The organism is Rhodopirellula islandica (assembly GCF_001027925.1).
GTDB lineage: Bacteria > Planctomycetota > Planctomycetia > Pirellulales > Pirellulaceae > Rhodopirellula > Rhodopirellula islandica.
This window is the reverse complement of sequence record NZ_LECT01000013.1, coordinates 20,207-40,421: the sequence shown is the minus strand read 5'-3', so window position 1 is coordinate 40,421 and position 20,215 is coordinate 20,207. Positions and strand designations below refer to the sequence as shown.

Annotated in this window: 15 protein-coding genes; 5 read left to right on the top strand and 10 right to left on the bottom strand. The window is 57.9% G+C overall.

All coding sequences use genetic code 11. The features are described from left to right. The first annotated feature begins 300 nt into the window (after window positions 1-300). Window positions 301-2,139, top strand: coding sequence for an SLC13 family permease (locus RISK_RS05215; RefSeq protein ID WP_047813218.1), 1,839 nt, complete (start codon window positions 301-303; stop codon window positions 2,137-2,139). Window positions 2,140-2,321: 182 nt separating this feature from the next. Then, a complete protein-coding gene (locus tag RISK_RS05210; RefSeq protein WP_047813236.1) occupies window positions 2,322-3,425 on the top strand; it encodes a sialidase family protein in 1,104 nt (367 codons plus the stop codon). 49 nt (window positions 3,426-3,474) lie between these two features. Here RISK_RS05210 and RISK_RS05205 read toward each other — a convergent pair whose 3' ends face one another. Further along, a complete protein-coding gene (locus tag RISK_RS05205) occupies window positions 3,475-4,326 on the bottom strand; it encodes a polysaccharide biosynthesis/export family protein (protein ID WP_083434792.1) in 852 nt (283 codons plus the stop codon). A gap of 84 nt (window positions 4,327-4,410) precedes the next feature. Next, window positions 4,411-8,298 carry an AsmA-like C-terminal region-containing protein gene (locus RISK_RS05200; protein ID WP_160311399.1) on the bottom strand — a complete coding sequence of 1,296 codons (3,888 nt, stop codon included), beginning with the start codon at window positions 8,296-8,298 and terminating at the stop codon, window positions 4,411-4,413. 485 nt (window positions 8,299-8,783) lie between these two features. Here RISK_RS05200 and gdhA point away from each other — a divergent pair, with 485 nt between their 5' ends. Further along, window positions 8,784-10,121, top strand: coding sequence for an NADP-specific glutamate dehydrogenase (gdhA, locus tag RISK_RS05195; RefSeq protein WP_047813234.1), 1,338 nt, complete (start codon window positions 8,784-8,786; stop codon window positions 10,119-10,121). A 790-nt stretch (window positions 10,122-10,911) separates the two neighbouring features. Continuing rightward, window positions 10,912-11,544 carry a hypothetical protein gene (locus tag RISK_RS05185; RefSeq protein ID WP_150122490.1) on the top strand — a complete coding sequence of 211 codons (633 nt, stop codon included), beginning with the start codon at window positions 10,912-10,914 and terminating at the stop codon, window positions 11,542-11,544. A 302-nt stretch (window positions 11,545-11,846) separates the two neighbouring features. Here the strand turns inward: RISK_RS05185 and RISK_RS05180 are convergent, their stop codons facing one another. The 4 genes from RISK_RS05180 to RISK_RS05160 all read right to left on the bottom strand — a co-directional run bounded on the left by RISK_RS05180 (window position 11,847) and on the right by RISK_RS05160 (window position 16,301). Then, window positions 11,847-12,950 carry a DUF1559 domain-containing protein gene (locus RISK_RS05180; RefSeq protein WP_047813214.1) on the bottom strand — a complete coding sequence of 368 codons (1,104 nt, stop codon included), beginning with the start codon at window positions 12,948-12,950 and terminating at the stop codon, window positions 11,847-11,849. Window positions 12,951-13,477: 527 nt separating this feature from the next. Beyond that, window positions 13,478-14,839 (bottom strand): NAD(P)(+) transhydrogenase (Re/Si-specific) subunit beta, encoded by a 1,362-nt coding sequence (locus tag RISK_RS05170; RefSeq protein WP_047813212.1) that lies wholly within the window; start codon window positions 14,837-14,839, stop codon window positions 13,478-13,480. Next, window positions 14,836-15,135 carry an NAD(P) transhydrogenase subunit alpha gene (locus RISK_RS05165; RefSeq protein ID WP_047813211.1) on the bottom strand — a complete coding sequence of 100 codons (300 nt, stop codon included), beginning with the start codon at window positions 15,133-15,135 and terminating at the stop codon, window positions 14,836-14,838. The genes RISK_RS05170 and RISK_RS05165 overlap by 4 nt, the downstream gene beginning before the upstream one ends. A gap of 32 nt (window positions 15,136-15,167) precedes the next feature. Then, the gene (locus tag RISK_RS05160; protein WP_047813210.1) at window positions 15,168-16,301 is read right to left on the bottom strand and encodes a Re/Si-specific NAD(P)(+) transhydrogenase subunit alpha; all 1,134 of its coding nucleotides are present in this window, start codon (window positions 16,299-16,301) and stop codon (window positions 15,168-15,170) included. Between the two features lie 110 nt (window positions 16,302-16,411). Here RISK_RS05160 and RISK_RS33345 point away from each other — a divergent pair, with 110 nt between their 5' ends. Then, complete coding sequence (locus RISK_RS33345) at window positions 16,412-16,546, top strand: hypothetical protein (RefSeq protein ID WP_261340211.1); 135 nt, start codon at window positions 16,412-16,414, stop codon at window positions 16,544-16,546. Between the two features lie 58 nt (window positions 16,547-16,604). Here the strand turns inward: RISK_RS33345 and RISK_RS05155 are convergent, their stop codons facing one another. The 4 genes from RISK_RS05155 to RISK_RS05140 form a co-directional block, all read right to left on the bottom strand. Next, window positions 16,605-17,030: a carboxypeptidase-like regulatory domain-containing protein gene (locus tag RISK_RS05155; protein WP_047813209.1), complete on the bottom strand. Its 426-nt coding sequence runs from the start codon at window positions 17,028-17,030 to the stop codon at window positions 16,605-16,607. Continuing rightward, window positions 17,027-18,052, bottom strand: a complete 1,026-nt coding sequence (locus tag RISK_RS05150; RefSeq protein WP_047813208.1) for a DUF1559 family PulG-like putative transporter — start codon at window positions 18,050-18,052, stop codon at window positions 17,027-17,029. The genes RISK_RS05155 and RISK_RS05150 overlap by 4 nt, the downstream gene beginning before the upstream one ends. A gap of 78 nt (window positions 18,053-18,130) precedes the next feature. Continuing rightward, window positions 18,131-19,741 carry a permease gene (locus RISK_RS05145; protein ID WP_047813207.1) on the bottom strand — a complete coding sequence of 537 codons (1,611 nt, stop codon included), beginning with the start codon at window positions 19,739-19,741 and terminating at the stop codon, window positions 18,131-18,133. Beyond that, the gene (locus RISK_RS05140) at window positions 19,738-20,073 is read right to left on the bottom strand and encodes a hypothetical protein (RefSeq protein WP_236696039.1); all 336 of its coding nucleotides are present in this window, start codon (window positions 20,071-20,073) and stop codon (window positions 19,738-19,740) included. The genes RISK_RS05145 and RISK_RS05140 overlap by 4 nt, the downstream gene beginning before the upstream one ends. Between the last annotated feature and the right edge of the window lie 142 nt (window positions 20,074-20,215).

The following is a 20,215-nucleotide window of genomic DNA, read 5'->3' as shown; positions in this document are numbered from 1 at the left end:
CGAACTGCACAGCAACCGCGTGCGATATCGCACGGCGTCGCCTGGCAAGATGAAACGCAGCTTTCACTGCCCGTGCTTGCCGTGGCGTATGCGACTCGGGCAGAGAAGTATGGGGCGGCTGATCGATCGTTGCACGGTGGGATGATATTGGATCGTTCGGTCGATCCGTTGTCTCCAACATGGATCGACGAAGCGATTGACGAGAGCTATCGTTGCGATGGTCCTTCCCAGCAGTGGGACAACTGATGCGCACCTGCTTTTTCATTTAAGAATCACTCCGACGAAAGAACGGATCAACCGATGTCCACTGACGTTTGGATGGTGACTTTCATCCTGGTGGCAACCATCATCGCGTTTGTGGTGGATCGATTCCGGATGGATCTCGTTGCATTTGTTTCGCTCTTGGCGCTCGTGCTGACCGGCATCCTGACGCCAGCGGAGGCAACCGCAGGTTTTTCCAATTCGTTGGTGCTGATGATTGCCGGACTGTTTGTCGTCGGTGGTGCGATCTTGGAAACCGGCGTGGCTGATCAGGTCGGCAGAGGGCTGGGGCGAATCGGCGGCAAGTCGACGGTCCGGCTGACCGCGACGGTGATGCTCGCCTGTGCCCTGTTGTCGGCGTTCATCAGTTCAACGGGAACGGTCGCTGTGATGCTGCCTGTCGTGCTCTCGCTGAGTCGCCGTGCGGAAATCTCACCGTCGAAGCTGTTGATCCCACTGGCCTTTGCGGCCGCGTTGGGCGGCATGCTGACTCTGATTGGCACCCCATCCAACATCGTCGTCAGTCAAGAACTTCGGCATGCGGGGATGGAACCGTTTCATTTCTTTTCGTTTGCGCCGGCGGGCTTGGTCATGCTCTGCGTCGGTGTTGGCTTCATGTGCACGATCGGAACGCGACTGTTGCCTGACAGGGCGAAGGAAGACGACAACGTGGCGCAAGCGAGTCACGAGCAGCGATACGTTTCGCGTCCTGACCTGCTCCATAGCTACGGGGTGGAGGGGCAGATCAGCGAAGTCACGATTCCCGTGGGTTCGGTCTTGGCGGGCCGCACGCTTCGGGAGATTGGGTTGCGGACGACGTTTCAAGTCAACGTCATCGCGGTGCTGACTCGTCGCTCGGACGGGGATATCGTGCGCAAATGCAACGCCGATACGCTGTTGCGACCCGGCGACACGCTCTTCATTAAATCCTCCAACCAGGGGGCCGTCGAACGCCTGATCACGGAAGGGTACGTCGAGTTGGTTTCAACCGCTCCGTCGCTTCCCAAGGATGTGTACCTGGCCGAATTGATCGTCCCACCTCGCTCTGAGTTGGTTGGGCGGACGGTTCGGGAAATCGACTTTTTTCGTCAATACGGGGCGATGGTGGTGGCGATGCACGATGGCAAGGAGCCAATCAGCACGCGGACATCTGACACGCCATTGAATCCAGGCAACACGCTTTTGATTGCCACCAACACGAGCACGCTGGAGCGACTCTGGAAATCGCGACGAGATGTGTTGCTGATCAGCACACAGGACGAGCAACATGGTCCGACACTGACTCCTGCTGCTGGCTGGGTCGTTGCGATTCTGTTGGGAATGTTGATGGTGATGAGCACAGGCGTGGTCGCCAATGTGACTGCGGTTCTGGTCGCCGCGTTGTTGACCGTGGTGGTCGGAGCATTTCGTGGATCGACGGCTTATCAGAGCATCCATTGGGACAGCATCGTGATGATCGCTTCGGTCATGCCGCTGGCCACGGCGCTCGAGAAAACGGGTGTGCTGGGGATGGTGACCGACGCGATCGTGGAAAGCCCTCATTTAGCGAACCCGACTCTGTTGCTGCTGTTGCTCTTCAGTGTCACGTCGCTGCTCAGTCAAGCGATTTCCAATACCGCAACGAGTGTGTTGCTCGCACCGCTGGCACTGGAGGTCGCTCACCGGCTGGACGTTTCGCCGTACCCTTTGTTGATGGGCGTGGCGCTCGCTGCATCGACCTCCTTTTCCACTCCAATGGCTTCACCGATCAATGCGCTGGTGACTGGCGCGGGCAGCTACCGTTTCGGCGATTTCCTGAAGGTCGGCATCCCACTGCAGTTGCTCGTTCTCGCGGTCACGCTCTGGATCGTGCCCCTGCTGTTCCCCTTCACTCCCTGACGCCACCGTTGGGAGTCCTTGCTCGGAACAAATGCGACGCGTGAATCGGGTAGACTGTCTCGTTTCGATTCAAACACCCCGCCGTACCTCCACTGGAATTGACCATGCATTTGTTGCTTGCTGATCGAAGGAACCCGCTCATTGGTTTGGCTTGCCGTCAGTTGATCTGGATCGTGGGAGTCATGTCAGTGACTTCCGCCGCGTTGGGCGATGGTCCTGATTTGCCGGTCGTGGATTTGTCGCAGCAGACGGAACGTCAGGTGGTCATCGCAGCGGGCACCGAAGACGTTTACCAAGGCCATCCCACGACACTGCGGATGCCGGAGAGCGAAACAATCCTTTGCGTTTGGTGTGTCAATCACGGTGGCTCGGCGGGGCCGATGGCCAAGAGCGACGACGGGGGACTGACGTGGACGCGACTGGACGATCAGTTGCCACCCAACTTTTCAAAGCATCAAAATTGTCCAAGCATCTATCGGATTCTTGATCCCGAGGGGAAGCCGCGGTTGTGGGTCTTCTCGGCGTCGCTCAACCAGCGTGGTGGTCCGGGGATGCCGAGCATCATGAGCGAAGACGACGGCCAGACTTGGACCGAGATGCCGCCACTTGGTTTTCCATGTGTGATGACGTTCAGCAGTGTGGTGACACTGAAAGATGGTCGGACTCTGGGGCTGTATCACAAAGGGCCTGACGGCAAGGACAGAGCACCGCTGAGCGTGTTGCAAACCATCACCGCGGACGGAGGGTTCACTTGGTCCGAGCCGCGTGTGGTCGCCGCGGTGGAAGGGAAGAATCCCTGTGAGCCGTTCGTGTTTCGTTCACCCGACGGGGAAGAATTGTGTTGTCTGCTGCGAGAGAACACACACCGCGGACGCAGTCTGATGATGTTCTCGCGTGATGAGGGCCAGACCTGGACCACGCCCGTTGACACGCCATGGGGATTGTCGGGCGATCGACACATCGGCGTCCCGCTGCCAGACGGTCGCTGGGTATTCGCGTTCCGTGATCAGGCCCCGGGCAGTCCAACACGCGGGCATTTCGTGGCTTGGGTCGGAACTTACGAGGACATTCGCGAAAACCGACCGGGGCAATATCGAATCAAGCTGTTGCACAGTCACGCGAAGAATGTGGGCGATTGTGGTTATCCGGGCGTCGAGTTGTTGCCCGATGGAACGATCGTGGCGACCACGTACATCAAGTATCAGCCGGGGCCAGAAAAACACTCGGTGGTGACCACGCGTTTCCGAATCGAAGAAACGGATGCCTTGTTCCGTGAAATCGAGTGAGTCTTGGGCGGTCTGAACGAGACGTTCGTTTCGCTGGCTCTGCCGTCACCTACTGGCGGTACTCGCGGCAGTGTGGGCAGCTCTTGTCGCTGTTGAAGGCGACGCTTTGTTTGACATCTTCCCAGAGCGTGATGCTGGGAACATAGATGCGGTCCCCAGGAAGCAATTGGTAGTTCGTGGTGACATCACCCAGTTGCAGAATTTGTTTGTAGCAAACGGGGAGGACCAGTCGTGGTTGTCCGTCCGGTTGGGGGCGAGTGAGAATGATTTTGTGTTCGTTCGCTCGATCGGACAAACCACCGGCAGCGATCAGTGCGTCCAACACCGTTTCGGCGCCGACCAACTGATACGAGCCTGGCGCATTGACCTCTCCCATCACATAGAACTGATCGCTTTCGTTGTTGACCAAGCGGACGTTGACGCCGTAGTCGACTATTTCCTCCGGCGGGCGATTCTGGCTGTGTGAGGCGAGAGCGAATCGTTGTTGACTCTTTTCCGTTTCTCGAGCGGCAACACGCGATTGAACCGTTTGTTGGATCTCTTCGGTCGTCATACCGAGGACCGCCACACGGCCGTAGTCGCCCAGTTCGATGTAGCCATCTTGATGGACGGTTTGGTCGCTTTGCAGACGCACGGGCGAATTGAAATCGTTGGGCTCAATGACCAAGACATCGCCAGCTTCCATGCGGTGAGGCGGCAAGGCTTGCTTGGCCAACTCCGTTGGGATGCCGTGACGATGTCCGGCTTGGCGGAGATTCGTTGCGTAGGGAAGCAACGCGTTGGAACTTGCCGAAACAGGCAGTCCGAGCGAGGCGGCGGTGCGACAGCCGGCGATGACTGCAACGCAGCAGGCGGCGAGCAGCATCACCTGAACGGTGCGAAAAGTAGGATGATGGGTCATAGGAATCTCCGTGTTCAGTTTTGGTTCTGTCTGCTTGATTGACACGCTGTTGCCGGTGAAGGAACGGTCGTTTTCCGTTGCTTGCTAACGCGAGCGGTTCTGGTTCCGTGACTGGTCCGCCACATTGGCAACCTGCGATCCGAAGCTGTTGGTCAAGAAGAAACGTAAGGTGTCTTGGGTTAAGTTTTTGCCGGGTTGCAAACGAAGGGTTGGCCGGGAGGAAGTTCCACCCACATGGACGTGGACGACTCGGTCTTTCATCGCCTCGTTCGCTTTCAAAACCAGGGTGACCGGCGCGGGAGCAGCCAGCATGAGCGGCGAGTCGGTGAGCGCCATCAATCCGTCTGCCGGCCCAACCTGGCCGGTTGCTGCGGTCACGTCAAAGTTGAGACGTCCGTCGAGCGAAGCATTGCCGCTCATCAGGACCTGGACGTTGCTCTGTGTGATGGCCAGTTGATCGAGGTGAACCAATCCGCCGGACAATCGACCTGTGATGGTGCCGTCATTGTCGTGTTTGGAACCCAGTGAGGGAGTCAAACTCACCAGGGAATCGAGCTGGTCCAAGATCGGCATCTCCAACGAATCGACCTGGGACATCTGGAGGTCGAAGTTGCCGGAAATCTGATCCGGGCGGCTGGCACGTCGGGCGTTCAAATGGACTTGCCCGTCCATCACGCCTGCTCCCACGCTTTTGCCGCGGAGCAAACGAGAGGTGTCGATCTGATTCAGCCGTGCGGCAAGTTGCATGTTGAGAGAACGACTGTAGTCGCCCTCGGTCGAAACATTGATCTTTCCACCGCCTGCTTCGATCACCCCCGCGCGGCATCGCCAGGCAATGCGGTTCGAGGCTGGTGTGACCGTCCAGTCGATCGGGAATCGAACCGCGCGGATGTTGAGGTCGGCAATCGAAGGGTTGTTGGCGGAGACATCCGCCCGACCCGAAATGGTTTGTGCGATGCGACCGGTGACTCGCACACTGGCCGTTCCGGACGCACCGCTTGCGATGTTGCCCAGTGGTGCGGCAGCAAGTCGAAGGTTCATTCGGTTGATACCGAATTGAAACGTCCCGCGAGGTTCGCCAATCAGCGAGACTTCCGCCCGCCCACTGAGCCGTCCGTCTGCGAATCGTCCGTCAACGGATTCCAACGCCAGACGATCGGGACGCAGTTCGACGTTGGCGGTCACACGATCGGAAAGTCTGGATTGGTTCCAGCGAACGCGTTCCGCTGACGCCGTCGCAGTGCAAAGCAAACCGTCGCGGATCGAGTTCGCATCACGCGTGCAGTTGGCATCCACGAACCCGGACAAAGGGCGAAGGGCTGTCGGCAACTTGGCCGCTTGGATCGCTTTGTCGATTGAGAGTCGGCTGAGTTTGGCTTCCACGAAAAAGGGAATCTGACGCAGGTCGGTGGCGTCTTGATTCGCGAATGCGACGAGTTCTTGCAGATCACTTTGGACCTTGGCGTCAAAGGTGCCTTGCAGGAGCTCTCCGTTTGCATTCCCATTCGCCATCCCGTTCTCGATCTGAATCTCCGCCCGTGTCAGCTCAATCGGCACGTTCATTGCCGAGAGCGCGCGACTGCGGACCCAAGCGTTTCCACCCAGTTTGGCGAGCGATCCGAGCGACGTGAATTTGAATCCGCCTTCCAGAGTGCCTGTCACAGGAATTTGAACGTTGGCAAATCGAGGCAAGCGGTTGGCCTGGATTCCAGTGAACCACGATTCGATCGTCGACTGCGTCCAATCCAGTTGGTGGGTCGTCAGCGAGAGCGTGTATTGACCGCCAAGCAGATCGTCGGATCCCGTGTGGATCACCAGCCCTGTTGAGTCCGCTTTCCAATTCAGACGGGCCGAGCCAATGCTCGTGCGGGCGTAGGTTGCGTCCGACAAAGACGCGGTCCCGGTTGTCGTGATGGTGTGGCGTTTGGAGTCTGCATGCAGTTTGCCAGCCAGTTGGGCTGTTCCGGCGAGTGGCAACGGGGTGGATGAAAAACGTGACGCAACATCGGCAACATCACGGAGTGAGATCGGTCCCGCTGAAAAGTCCGCGTCGATTGTCAATTCATTGGTGAGCTTTCCATCCAATGAGAGCTGGCAGCGGTTCTCACGCCATTGCAAGGTGGTGGGGGCAACAACGATTCGCCCTTGGTTCAGTTCCAGCTGCGCGTTCACGTCGCGGACCACTTCTCCCAAGACGGAGATGCCCACCGTGTTCAGGCTGGCCAACACTTGCCAGGCGTCGGGGTGAGCCATCGAATCGAGCGAGACGGAAGCGTCCACTTGGCCGGTTGCCTTCCCTCTGAGTTGTCCATCATCGACCTTGCAAAGGCGGGCAGCGTGCTGTCCATCCAGTTCGTTCAAGATGGCCTGCAGTTGGAGTCGCCGAGTGGACAGGCTTGTTTGTGCGGAACCGCTTGTCACCGCAATCGTCTCGCCCTGTGCACTGACGAATCGGGCTTCGTCCAAGCGAGCGACAGCCGTGCCCTTGGAAAGGCTCATTTGGGCGACCGTGTCGTTCAGTGCAACGCCGTGTGCCTGAATGTTTTCGCAACTTGCGGTTGCTTCGACGGTCAGTGCATTGGGGTCGAGGCATTGATCCAGGGGCAGTGAGAAGGCGACCGATGTTTGGAGGCGGCCATCCAGATCCGCGATGCCGAGTCGCTTGGCCAGTTGATGCAAACCAAGGCCGTCTGACGTCACGTTGCCGGAGAGGTTGCCTTGCAACCCTCCCATCGGATCGAAGTTGTTTGGATCCAGTGGGATTTGCCCCTTGCAAATGACGTCGCAGATGACGGGATCCAGTTCGATGTCATCCGCGGCGAGGCCTGACGCCATCGCGTGAATTGTGTTTTGGAAGTCAGCGACCCCATCGTGCCAGCTGACCTGGGAGTGCGTTGAGAAGCCCGCTGTCGCGTGAACGCCAAAGTTCGGGATGAAGTGAGCGAGCAAGGGTTGGAGGTCACAACCGCTGACCTCGCTGGTCATGTTCGCTGTCAGTGGTGCAGCGAGTGAATTGGTCGTCAATGACAATTGAGCCCTGCCCTGCAGCGGGTCCGCGTCCACGTTCAGTGCGAGTCCATCGCGGCTTGTGTTGGCATGCAGCGTCACTTGGCTCACCACCGTTCCGAAGTCACTCCAGGCGATGTCTTGCAAACGCAGTTGCATTTCCGCGGGGTGGTGTCGGAAATCTTTCTCGTCGGCCGGGTGCTGCACTTTGACCAGCATCGACGCCGTCCCACTGACGCGTTCCTTGCGAACGTCAGGCGGTAACAAACTGGCAGGTAGCGTGTGGCTATCGAGGCGGCAGCCCGTCAATTGGATGACGGTTGATCCGGCGAAGGTGGCTGCATCCACTCGGGTTTGAAAATCGAGCTGTCCATCGAGCAACTGGTCGACTTCCGCGCGGAGGTCGATTTCGGTTCCGAACGCGGCCGAAAGGCTGGCTCCCTCCACCATCGCTTGGCAGTGTGTTCCCTGGTGAACGATCAGTTCCGCGTTCTGAACCAGCAAAGACCGAAGTGGGATTTTGGTCTCGCCTTCGGATGAGCTTTCTGATTTCGGGAAAACCGAGAGCAGTTGGCCTTCGTCGTCGAACCGAAGGTGGAGGACTGGTTTCACAACGGCAATGTGATCGACCCACTTCCCGTCGCTCAGACCACGAAAGATGGACGCGACAACGTCGACTTGGTGGACTTCGATCTGCGCGGCATCTGGGATGGAAGGTTCCATGACCGTGATGCCATCAACTTGAATCGTACCCAGGCCAATGTGAACCGATTCCACTCGGACTTCCGTTGCCAACAGGGACGACGCCACTCGTTCTGCTAGGAACCGTGAAACGACGTTCCGGGAAACTAGAAGCACCAATGCGAGCAACAGCCCCAGGTTGATCGCTCGGATTGCGAACGTTCGGACGCCTTTCTTCGTTCGCAAGCAGTCGTCCTTGATGGGGGTGAAAAGAAGGAGTGGCAATTCGTTCATTCCTCTGTAGCTTTCCGGCCTGGAAGGAAGCAAGGCACGAATCGGATGTCTCATCGTGGTTGGAGGTGGAGGCAGCAGGATGTTGGTGGCTTGCCTTTGGTTTTGAAACGTCCGGGCCCCACCGGAAGTCGTGATCCTGTCTCAATCGCCAGGGAGTCAACCTGTGGCGACGTGGTGTCGCCGGGAGTTGACGCATCGGTGAAGTGGCGGGGCACATGGAATCTGTTTCAACGCCGGATTGACGTCGATTGCGATGGTCCGAACGGTTCGGCATGCCAGGTGCTAATGGGGTTTTTTCGCTGCGGCCTTTCCATGCTGGGGCCATGATTGCAAAGAAGCCACCTTCGATCGACAAGCCAATGACAACTCTCGTTGCCTTGGCTTTCTCTACCGGGAATCAGGCAATCGTCGGCCGAGCGATTGTTTCACGCCAGATTTGGCTCCCCGGCACCACTTCAAGAGATTTGATCCACACGATGCATGAAAAATTAGAGTCAACACTCTGGAATATCCAACAACGAAACCTCGGCGAACAAGAGTTCATCCAAGCGGTGAAAGAGGTGTTGGGATCGATCGGGACTGTGTTGGCAAAGTACCCTCGGCTGACGGAACAGAAGATCATCGAGCGCATTTGCGAGCCCGAACGGCAGGTGATTTTCCGTGTTCCATGGCAGGATGATCGGGGCGAGGTGCACATCAACCGCGGCTTTCGCGTGCAGTTCAACAGTGCCCTGGGTCCGTACAAAGGCGGGTTGCGATTTCATCCATCCGTCAATTTGTCGATCGTCAAATTCCTGGGCTTTGAACAGATTTTCAAGAACGCTCTGACCGGGATGCCCATCGGTGGTGGGAAAGGCGGCAGCGACTTTGACCCCAAGGGACGCAGCGACAATGAAGTGATGCGGTTCTGCCAAAGCTTCATGACTGAACTGTCACGGCACTTGGGGGAATACACCGATGTTCCAGCGGGCGACATCGGCGTGGGACGTCGTGAGTTGGGGTACCTGTTTGGACAATACAAACGAATCAGCAACCGTTATGAGTCGGGCGTTTTGACAGGCAAAGGGCTCAGCTATGGCGGCGCGCTGGTTCGGGCCGAAGCGACTGGGTACGGACTCGGCTACTTCGTCCAGCAGATGCTGGCGGCGCGAGGGGAATCACTCGAAGGCAAAACCTGCATCGTGTCCGGGGCGGGCAACGTCGCGATCTACGCGATTGAAAAGGTCACGCAACTGGGCGGCAAGGTGGTGGCTTGTTCCGATTCGAAAGGCGTGGTCTATGACGAGTGTGGCATCGACCTGCCCACCCTGAAGCGGGTCAAGGAACAAGAGCGACTGCCCGTTGAGGCTTACTGCAAAACGAGAAAGCAAGCACGCTATCAACGGGCGGGGAAGATTTGGGAAATCAAGTGTGATGTCGCGCTCCCCTGCGCGACCCAGAATGAACTGACCGGGAAAGACGCGGACTCGCTGTTGCGAGGTGGTTGCAGGGCGGTTGCTGAAGGTGCCAACATGCCAACCACGCCCGAGGGAATCGAGAAATTCCATGAGGCGGGGATCGCCTACGCGCCCGGCAAGGCTGCCAACGCAGGCGGGGTCGCGACCAGTGCTTTGGAGATGCAGCAAAATGCCTCGCGTGACGCCTGGTCGTTTGAATACACCGAGCAGAAATTGGCGGCAATCATGAAGGACATCCACGACCGTTGCCTGGAAACGGCCGACGAATTTGGAGTCACCGGCAACTATGCCCAAGGAGCAAACATCGAAGGCTTCATGCGTGTCGCGGACGCCATGGAATCCTTGGGGCTGATCTGACCAAGCGGTCGCCTGACGCGTTGCCCAACCAAACCGCGGGGCGGCGGCAGGTGGGATCAAACTCGCTGCCAACTGCCGTCGCTCGGAACCGTTCGGAAACAACTTCGGGATTTCAAAAGATAGCGGAAGGGCGCGAGCCCTCCGGTGACACACCGGGCGGCTCGCGCCGCTCCGCTACAGCCAATTAATTCCGAACGATTCTCCACGACTCGGAGGCGTTGGCATCGCACGACCGCTTCAGCGGATGGGGGTGATCCGCGGACGATGACAATCTCCGATGACACGATTGGAAACCTTGGTTGACGCTGTTTCTCGCGAACACGCGGGATTCGTTTCGTGGTCGAGGTGGTCCAGCTTTTGCAATCAAAGGTCGACTTGTTCGGTCAATTCGTTTTCCATTCTCCAAGGAAATTGTTGTGTCAACTGGCATGTCGAATGTCGCGGTAACGATTCAAACCAATCACGGTTTGACTTACACCGTTACCATACCGAAGACAACGAGGTCTCAAGGCAACTCGAAAGCTGGTTCCCAGCGAAAAGCAGGTTCCCGGCGGAAGCCGAAGCAATCCAAGTGAAAGCGGCCCCGCTGAAGTCCACACCGACATAGGCAGACGCTCCGGCCTTCGGGCCGGCGAAGTTCTGTGTGATTGATCTTTTCCGTATCCCTCGATGGCGGTGCTATCTTTCGCCTTGCGGTTGCAAGAGAGGCTCCAATCCGTGGGTGACAGAGCAGGTTGATATAGTTTCGTTCTCTGTGCGCGGTTTCCTGATGGGCAGCGCGAACTTGCCGATGCCATGGTGGTTTCCGCGAGACATCGATGACAAACACAAAGAACGAGACATGCAAAAGATTGACCGAACTTGGAGTGGTGCTGTCGGATTGCTTTTGGCACTGACACTCGCTTTCACTGGATGCGGCGACTCGCGTCCTGAGGGGATGCCTGAAACTTACCCTGCATCCATCACGATCACTCAGGATGGCGTTCCGCTCGCTGACGCGACTGTTGTGCTCTATCCAGAAGATTCGTCCCTGACTCGTTGGCCGGTCGGTGGAACCACTGACGAGCAAGGGACTGCGGCCTTGGTGACGTCCACTCAATATGAGGGGGCACCTGAAGGTCATTTTAAAGTGATCGTCAGCAAAAACGTCACCGAAGGCGATCCTTACCCAAAACATCCTGGTCAAGGAGCGACGCGAGATGAGATCAATGAGTACGATCGAGCACTGAAGACGGGGACGTTCGAGGTTTACAAGGTGGTCGCAAAGGAATACCGCACCGCCGGGACAACGCCCCTGAAGGTGGAAGTCACGAGTTCAGGTGAGAACCTGTTCAGTGAGGATTTGGGCGCCGCCGTCAAAGAGATCGATGTGCAAGCGAGTGCAACGTCCAAAGGCGATGCGTCGTACACACCGATGGAGTGAGCCTCGCAGCTCGCAGCGATGATTTCATCAGCAGGTCAGCAGGAGTCATTCGGCATTGGAACTGTTTTGGCGAACGCCACTGTTCCCACGCAGAACCGGGGCGAACGCCCAAACGGCTCACATGGTTCCTCCCGATCATTTCTGCCCACCTGCTTCGCTTGAATCGCACTTCTGACGAATGGACTGACCTCAGTCCATTCCTGCGTTCAAGCAGGCGGCAAAGGCGGAACACTGCAGCCGGTTGCTCGCAGTGTTCCGCGTGTTGATTGCTCAAACGCTCACGTTTGCTCAATACTCTTTGCTCAATACTCGCCGGGTAGCTCCGCACCGCGGTGCGTTCCGAGCGCCCCCCAGACACCGTAGGGGCTCTCTCCTGAGAGTGGTTGAGACTGTGTCAGGTCTCCGCTGTCGATCGAATCGGAGATGAATCGCACGGACCCATCCATCAAGGCACCGTGGACGCCGCCGGTGTGATAGCTGTTGGGTGTGAAGATGGCCGCCCAGTATCCTGTGGGACTGTCCCAGCAACTTGGGCCGTTGGGTGGGACGACCGTGTGAAAACCATTCCACGGCGTCCCGGTTTGGAAGAAGTTTCCACGCCAGGAGTCGCAAGGGTCCAAGTACAGATTCCGATTGACCGGGTCCACGGTGCTGGTGACGCACACGTCGGGGTGAATCACTGGTTCGGAACCATCAGGATCAAGCAACGCACCGTTGTATCCGGAGCTTCCTTTGACTTCCAAGGAGTAATTTCCGGATCCGGCACTGGCCGATTCACTGAATGCCAGCGTGTTGCTCGTCCCATCCAAGATGTCACGAAACTTGACCCACGATTCCAAGTGGAACGGGCCCCGATGCCGCGCTTGAACGTATTTGTTGTTGATATAGTTCGGATGGTGCCAGGCAGCGTCGAGTTTCAACATGCCGTCACCCATGTTGAACATGTAGTTGATTCGAGCGTTGTTCGCGTATGGCGATGGTTGCGACGAATTTGGAGATGACGGGCATAGCACACCCGGCAAAATGGATTCGTATTCTGTTCCGTTGAACATCCGGCTGAACGCTGAGGTGGATGCAGCAAGTCGCTGCTGAATTATTTCGTAGCGTGCTTGCTCCTCGATGTACGGCAGCAACGCAACCGTCACCCCTGGGTAGTAACGTGCAACATTCTGTCCCTTTGGCAGGACGCCTGCCGCTGGGAAGGTGTTGAAGCTGGCGTGGTAGTTGTGCAACGCCAAACTCATCTGTTTCAAACGATTGCTGCACTGCATTCGTCTGGCCGCCTCACGCGCTGATTGCACCGCTGGTAAAAGAAGTCCCACCAGCACGCCGATGATTGCGATGACAACCAGCAGTTCCACCAAAGTGAATCCGCGGGAACGATTGACCTGTAATGACATCTTCATTTTCTCACTTCTTCGGACACTGTGAAAACAAGAATGCTTAGTGGGGGTCGGCACTCAACGAGTCGAAACTCTACCATGCGTGCGAGAGGCCGCTGCGCAATGAATTTTCGGTGTCCACTGGGCTCTGATTACGGGATCAGGAACCACCTTGAGCGATTGTATCAATGCCGAATTTGCAGCCGCGTGATGGGAACGCAGTTTGGTCGGGGTGAATCATCCAACGAAGCCAGGTCGCATCGATGACAGACTCTCCTCTCCGATTGGAGGTCGTGCAGTTGATCGACGCCTTTGGGATGTCGATTGATTGAGGACAGCATTTGGTAGTGGACGAGGCAACGAGTCCCTTGCGTGGGGAAGGATTCGTCGCCTCGTCCACTACGGTTCAGGTCCTGGGCGAAGGACGCCTCGAAGAACGTCAGTCATAAAATCGACGTCCCTCAGGCGTACCGGAGGGAGGGGCCAAAGCCCGGGAAGTGACGCGTCCTGCCCGCTCCCGGAAGTCTGGCAATCAGTGCTGGCGAAGTCGCTCAGGATTTGAATTCGGCGATCACACTGCTGAGCGATTGTTTGGCGTCACCGAAAAGCATTCTTGTGTTTTCGCCAAAGAACAGTGGGTTGTCGACGCCGGAGAACCCGGACGCCATGGAACGCTTCAGCACGAACACCGTCCGTGCATAGTCGACGTTGATGATCGGCATGCCGTAGATCGGACTGTTCTCGTCTTCGCGTGCCGCTGGGTTCACCACGTCGTTGGCTCCGATCACGATTGCCACGTCGATGTTTTCCATCCGTGGGTTGATCTCGTCCATTTCGATCAATTGATCGTAGGGCACGTTCGCTTCGGCTAGCAGGACGTTCATGTGTCCGGGCATCCTTCCGGCAACGGGATGAATCGCATAGCTGACATCTGCCCCGTTGGCTTCGAGCAGTTCGCCCAATTCGCGAACCACGTGCTGTGCTTGCGCGACCGCCATGCCGTATCCAGGTACCATCACGACCGAGGAAGCGGCCTCGAGAATCAGGTAGGCGTCATCGGCGGTGATCGGTTTGACTTCCCCTTCGACCTTGGTGGCTTTGGTGGTCGCTGCAAAACCGGAGAACAACACGTTGCTGAGCGATCGATTCATTGCTTTGCACATGATGTTGGTCAGAATCAATCCTGCCGCCCCCACCAGCGAACCAGCCACGATCAAGATGGTGTTGTTGATTGCGAATCCAGCGGCACATGCAGCCAGTCCCGAGTAGCTGTTGAGCAGGGAAATCACAACGGGCATGTCGGCGCCACCGATCGGGATGACGGCCATCACACCCAATAAGATCGACAGTCCAATCACAACGAAGACGAGGGGGAACGTCCAGGCGGGGTCCAGGACCATCGCAATCGAGCATCCCAGCAGCACCAGCAACAACAAGACGTTGACGACACGCTGCCCTGCGAAGGTCATCGCCCCGCTGCCGATGGTTTCTGAGAGCTTGGCCCAGGCCACCAACGATCCCGAAAACGTCACGCCGCCAATCAAGATCGAAACCAGAACGGTGACCAATGTGAAGGCGGACGATTCTTGCCCATACAGGGCGGCCCAGCCCACCAGCAGGCTGGCGATGCCACCGGAGCCATTGAACAACGCGACCATTTCGGGCATTCCCGTCATGGCAACTCGCCGCGCCGAGATCACGCCCACGACGGCGCCGAGAATCGCGGCACCGGCCAGGTAGCGGTAGTCCAGGATTTCCTTGGACGTGAGTGTGATCAGGACGGCCATCAGCATCCCGACAGACGACAGGAGATTGCCTCGCACAGCGGTTGCCGGGGAGCTCATCAGTTTGAGCCCGAAGACAAACAAGATGGCCGCGAGGATGTAGACCGAACCCAGGACTTCAACGCTCATGAGTCACCTCCCGATGGGCTGTCTTTCTTTTTGAACATGCTCAGCATCCGATCGGTCACCATGTAGCCGCCAACCACGTTGACGGTGGCAAAGAAGACCGCCAGTGCGCCCAGCCACGTCGACCACGGTCCCAGATCGGCTCCCGCAGCGATGATGGCCCCGACGACGGTGATGCCGGAAATCGCATTGGCACCCGACATCAAGGGCGTGTGCAGGGTTGCCGGCACTTTGGCGATCAGTTCAAAGCCTAAGAACACGGACAACATCAAAATGAAGGCGAGCAGCACGGCTTCCATGGGAACCCCTGTTTGAATGGATGAATGGTGGTTTACGAATGAAGCTTGGCGATGGTCTCGTTCACGATCACGCCACCACGAGTGATGACGGCGGCTTGAACGATTTCGTCCTCGGGATCGAATGCGAACCGCTTGGATTCGGTGTCCCAAAAATCGTCGATCAAGGCGGTCAAGTTGTTCGAGTACATCTCGCTGGCATTGCGGCTGACCTCGGATGGCAGATTCCCTTGGCCGATGATTTTGACACCTTCGACATCGACGATTTCATTCAGCACGGAACCCTCGACGTTGCCTCCCGTTTCCACTGCCATGTCAACGACAACGCTGCCGGGTTGCATCGCGAGCAGCATGTCGCGAGTGACGATGCGAGGCGCCGGGCGACCAAACAGTTGGGCGGTGGTGATGACGACATCGGAGACCGCAATGAGTTTCTTTTGGCCTTCCTTTTGAAGTTCAATTTGTTCCGGTGTCAGCGCTTTGGCGTACCCCTGTTCCGTTTGCCCCACTTCGCCCAGATCGATCTCCACGAACTTGGCACCGAGCGATCGAACTTGTTCCGCGACGACGGGCCGGGTGTCAAAGGCATCGACGCGGGCACCGAGTCGTTTCGCCGTTGCAATCGCTTGCAGGCCCGCGACGCCCGCACCGATCACAAAGACCCGAGCGGGCCGAATGGTTCCCGAGGGAGTCATCATCATCGGGAAGATCTTTTGGCTGTGATACGCAGCTTGGATCACCGTGACGTAGCCCGCCAGGTTGGCTTGCGAGGACAACGCATCCATCTTTTGGGCGCGAGTGGATCGCGGGATCATCTCCATCGAAACCGACGTCACGCCGCACTGGGCCATTTCGCCAATTAGTTCCTTTTCATTGAATGGGTCAAGGAAGCTGATGTGGATGGCTTCTTGCCGGAGGTTGGAAACCTCCGCGGTCTCGGGGCGTCGGACTCGCAGCACGACGTCGGAGCCCGACAGCAGGGATGCCCGGTCGGTCAGAATGACAGCACCGGCCTCCGTGTAGGCGTCGTCCGGAAACCCTGATTGAGATCCCGCACCCGATTCGATCTCGACTGAAAACCCAGACTGAATCAGTTTCTTGACACTGGCGGGGACGAGTGCCACCCTCGCCTCGCCTGGCCAATTTTCGCGGGGGACGCCAATCTGCATCACTTCGCTCCTCGTGTGTTGAATCAGCCGGTGCTTCGAATCGTACAATCTTTCAACACTGACACCGCCTTTGTGTCCTATCCTAACCATCTGAGGCGGATGCATGCGGCATGCCTCGGCCGAAAGGTGCACAGAACGACGAAGCATCCAAGCACGTGGCAGTGGCAGTGCAGGCTGATGCCGCCGAATTCACGGAACGGATACGCAATCAAGATGACGCGTTTTGCATGCTGGATGCGTTGTGAAGACGGCGTTTTCCGCCGCGGATGTCGCCTGTCATTCACTCGGAATCGGCAACGTTCTTTAAAAAGCAGACGATTGGGTCGATGGCGTTGCTTCGAGCTCAACACGGATCGAATCGACCCGGTCAGCTGGGTTGGAATACCGCAAGCCGCTGGTGTAGTAGTCGGCGTAACGTCGAGGGACGGTGCGGCCGTGATCGTGATCGGCTGCGGCGACATCTTCCGTCAGCACGATTTGCACGACGACGACTTCGTAGTCACCAGGGGGCAGCGATTCGTTTCCGTCTTGATCCCGCAACGTGAACTCGCCATCGCGAGCGATCCGTCCAGCAAAGCGATCGCCCGTCTCGATCAAACGAAACTCAATGCTTCCGGACTGAACGGGTTCCCCGTCGGTGTACCCGACAAATCCTGTTGCGGGGTGTTGCGCCGAACATCCTGCCAGCAGCAGTGGAAGAAACAAGGCTGAGACCCAAGGACGAGTCATTGGGCCAACTCCACCACGTGGGCGTCGCGACGGTTGGCCAGCGAGCCCAGGACTTTGGTGTCGGTGTGGGGGCTGAGCATTCGAACGCTGCCATCGACCAGCGCGAAGTGAACGCCGGCAGGGTGCCAGCTTCCAAATGAGAACATGTCAGCGAGAACGTCGCTGGGGCCGTTGGCCAAACGCAGTCCGGGCCCGGCGAGACGACTGGACGCGGGCAGGTGGTCGCCATCGTAAGCTGGCGAGTCTTCGGGGAATTGAGCCAGGCCGTTGAGGGGGACAAACTTTTCGCCAAACAGAAACGTGCTGGACGTCCCATCCGTGACAGAGGCCATCCGGATGCGATCGGAGGGGGCAATCGCTTTGCCATCACTGCAGTTGGGACGCACACTGATGATCACTCCGGTCCCGTTGCCACCATAGTAAAAATCAGTGGGAGCACCGGTCGCACCGGGCGTCAGGTCACCATGGTTGCCTGCGTAATCGCTGAGCGCACCTTCGATATCCAAGGACACGTCGACGGGACGAGGCGGCATGGGGCAACCGCAGGGGAGGCGACCGCCTCCGCCATCGACCGTTGTGCGGAGTGCCCGAGTGCCGGTCGGTTGTGTTCCGGAGCGTCGCGAGGGGCAGAGGAAGATGTCCGGAACGACCGTTCGAACGTTCTCGGGGTGTTGATGCCAGGGTTTGGAAAAATCCCATTGGCTACCGAGCGAGGCTTGCTCGATATAAGGCATCACACGGGCCAGCCACGTGGGTGTTTCCAAGCCGCATTGGTCGGCCGGATCGGCGTCCGGTCGCGACTCGTACCTGGCCGGCGGAAAGTAGCCGAGCACGTCATGGTGCATGTGCGTCGCCAGTGCCAATTGCCGAATGCGGTTCTTGCAATCGGTGCTACGAGCGGCTTCGCGGGCCGATTGAACGGCAGGCAGCAACATCGAGATCAGAACGCCAATGATCGAGATGACCACCAGCAATTCGACCAGCGTGAAGGCGCGAGCTTTGCTTTTTTGAACTACCAACATGAAACGGATCTTCCGCAAAAAGAGGTGCGTCAGTCCGGTCCGACCGCCTGCGATTGTAATCTCGTCGAGATCGGATTGTCAGTCTTGGGGTCGAAATGAACGTACCCAGCGGGTGTTGGTTGACAGAATATTCCTCACGACCTGCTGTGTTTCCTCCAGTTCGAACGGGTCGTGCTCCAGTTCATGTTCGAGCAATTCGAGCTTTTTGCGGATCAAATAACCCTGCATCCTTTGGTAGGGCCGAATCTGCCCCGTGCGAATGAATGTTCCGACTTCCATTCGGCGACTCCAGTCTTCCCAAACAGGCAGCCAATACAAAGCGTGTTCGGCTTGGCCGCTGTTGGCCGCCGACAAACACTCTGCCCTCGCCATGCTGATCTCATCCAAGCATTCCTCCGCCGATGGGTAGTAGGCGAAGCAGGCGACGACACTCATCGCGACCAAGCCCGCCAGCATGGTCGCTCCGATGATGCCTGGCGGGACCACCAAGTCGAGTCCCTTGCGAGGTTTTGCATCTTCCGATGTCAGGGAGGAAACAAACGAGTGAGCCTTGGCAGTTCGCACCAACCAAGCCTCATCGATTTTCATGAGTCGCAAACCGATCCCGGCCAAGCTGAAGAAACCCAGGACGGCGAGCGAAGCGATGACGCTGAAGTCGAGGTCCTTGACCACCAAGTCTCGCAGCGAGGTTGTGTTGCCCCCTTGGGAGACCGGGATCGGATTGGCGTAGATGTCAAAGGCATGCGTGTGACCGGCAGGTTCGACCCCCGGTGGAATCAGCGGCTGATTGATTGCATAGGAGATTCCCAGCACGATCACCAGCAGGGAAACCGTCCACCGTGCCGTCGCTTTGAATCCGTAGTGCTTTCCAAACCAGACCGGAGTGGCCAGGTTCATACCGGTGCCCAAGATCAACAGGGTGAACGCTGCACCGGGTGAGTTGGCATGTTGAAACATCATCCCCAACTGGCTCATCGCCAACATCGGGGTCGCGTAAACAGGAATCGCGACTCCCATCATCGTCAACGGCGCCAGCCAGTCGTCGCGTTCCACGGAGTGCTGCATGGCTCCAAAGGGAAGGACAGCGGCCAGAACCGCGAGACCGGACAACGCGAGCACCGTCCAACCAAGGCTCGCACCGGTGAGATCACGAGCGAAGTGAACGAACGTGGCGGCCAGTCGCCGCAGACCGATCAAGTAGTCGGGGTTGGTGGGATCGGCATCCGAGATGTCTGGTTCTGAATCGCAAGCTGGTTCTTTCCGCCCGCCGAACGCATCCCAGAACAGTCCGAGCGCTGTGACGATGATCAGTGAACCGAATGCAAACAGAATGATCACCATCGGTCGACTGAGTGTCAGCCCGTAAAGCAGCGACAGCGGATTGAACAACGGAGCGGAGAGAGCGAACGCCGACATCGCCCCCGGCTTCACGCGAGCCCGTCGCATCTCGCAGAGAATCGGCAGCACGCCAATCGAGCAGACTGGCAAGAGCATGCCGACCAACCAGGATTGTGGCAGTGATCGGATTGTCTCGCCGCCGAACAACCTTCGGGTGCCCTTGTCGCCGAGGTAGTAGCGCATGATCGACGCGATCAGCAGTCCCACCAGCAACGTTGGCGCGGCGGCAGCGAAGCCTTGAAGGACGCGAACGAATCCGCCGGTCAACATGATTGTGAGTGGTTGGTTCATGGGGTGGACGCTTTCACGCTGGCAAAGTGTTCCGGGATCAGGGAGACCGATTCATCGATCCGTTGGCAGAGTGATTCGATCTGTTTCAGGTCATCGCTGGCGAACGCTTCGTCGGTTGCCTTCAAGTTTGCCGAGACGGCCTGGCTGTTTTCATGCAGCGGAATCCAATCGGTTTCGGACAGGGGCGTGTCTGCAGCGAATTCACTGACCCAGTCGACAAGGTCTTCGATTTCGTGACGCAGGTGTTCGTCGGGCGAATCGCCGTATTCCTCCATTCGACTGCGTAGCTTGCTCGACAAGTCGGCAAGGTCACTGGGCCAGTGCGATGACACGACGTGGTCGTGTTCAAAGAGGGAGGTCTTGGGAGCGTCATCCGTGCTGCAGCCAACAAGCAGGGCGAGAAGTGAAAGGACGAGAGCTGAAATCCAGAGCCGGTGGCGTGGAAGTGCTGGTTGCGATGGTTTGGGCTTGCGA

Bases quoted from the DNA above. Each gene is read 5' to 3' on its own strand.
- RISK_RS05215 (WP_047813218.1), top strand. From the start codon at position 301: ATGTCCACTGACGTTTGGATGGTGACTTTCATCCTGGTGGCAACCATC.
- RISK_RS05210 (WP_047813236.1), top strand. From the start codon at position 2,322: ATGTCAGTGACTTCCGCCGCGTTGGGCGATGGTCCTGATTTGCCGGTC.
- RISK_RS05205 (WP_083434792.1), bottom strand. From the start codon at position 4,326: ATGACCCATCATCCTACTTTTCGCACCGTTCAGGTGATGCTGCTCGCC.
- gdhA (WP_047813234.1), top strand. From the start codon at position 8,784: ATGCATGAAAAATTAGAGTCAACACTCTGGAATATCCAACAACGAAAC.
- RISK_RS05185 (WP_150122490.1), top strand. From the start codon at position 10,912: ATGCCATGGTGGTTTCCGCGAGACATCGATGACAAACACAAAGAACGA.
- RISK_RS05180 (WP_047813214.1), bottom strand. From the start codon at position 12,950: ATGAAGATGTCATTACAGGTCAATCGTTCCCGCGGATTCACTTTGGTG.
- RISK_RS05170 (WP_047813212.1), bottom strand. From the start codon at position 14,839: ATGAGCGTTGAAGTCCTGGGTTCGGTCTACATCCTCGCGGCCATCTTG.
- RISK_RS05165 (WP_047813211.1), bottom strand. From the start codon at position 15,135: ATGGAAGCCGTGCTGCTCGCCTTCATTTTGATGTTGTCCGTGTTCTTA.
- RISK_RS05160 (WP_047813210.1), bottom strand. From the start codon at position 16,301: ATGCAGATTGGCGTCCCCCGCGAAAATTGGCCAGGCGAGGCGAGGGTG.
- RISK_RS33345 (WP_261340211.1), top strand. From the start codon at position 16,412: ATGCCTCGGCCGAAAGGTGCACAGAACGACGAAGCATCCAAGCACGTG.
- RISK_RS05155 (WP_047813209.1), bottom strand. From the start codon at position 17,030: ATGACTCGTCCTTGGGTCTCAGCCTTGTTTCTTCCACTGCTGCTGGCA.
- RISK_RS05150 (WP_047813208.1), bottom strand. From the start codon at position 18,052: ATGTTGGTAGTTCAAAAAAGCAAAGCTCGCGCCTTCACGCTGGTCGAA.
- RISK_RS05145 (WP_047813207.1), bottom strand. From the start codon at position 19,741: ATGAACCAACCACTCACAATCATGTTGACCGGCGGATTCGTTCGCGTC.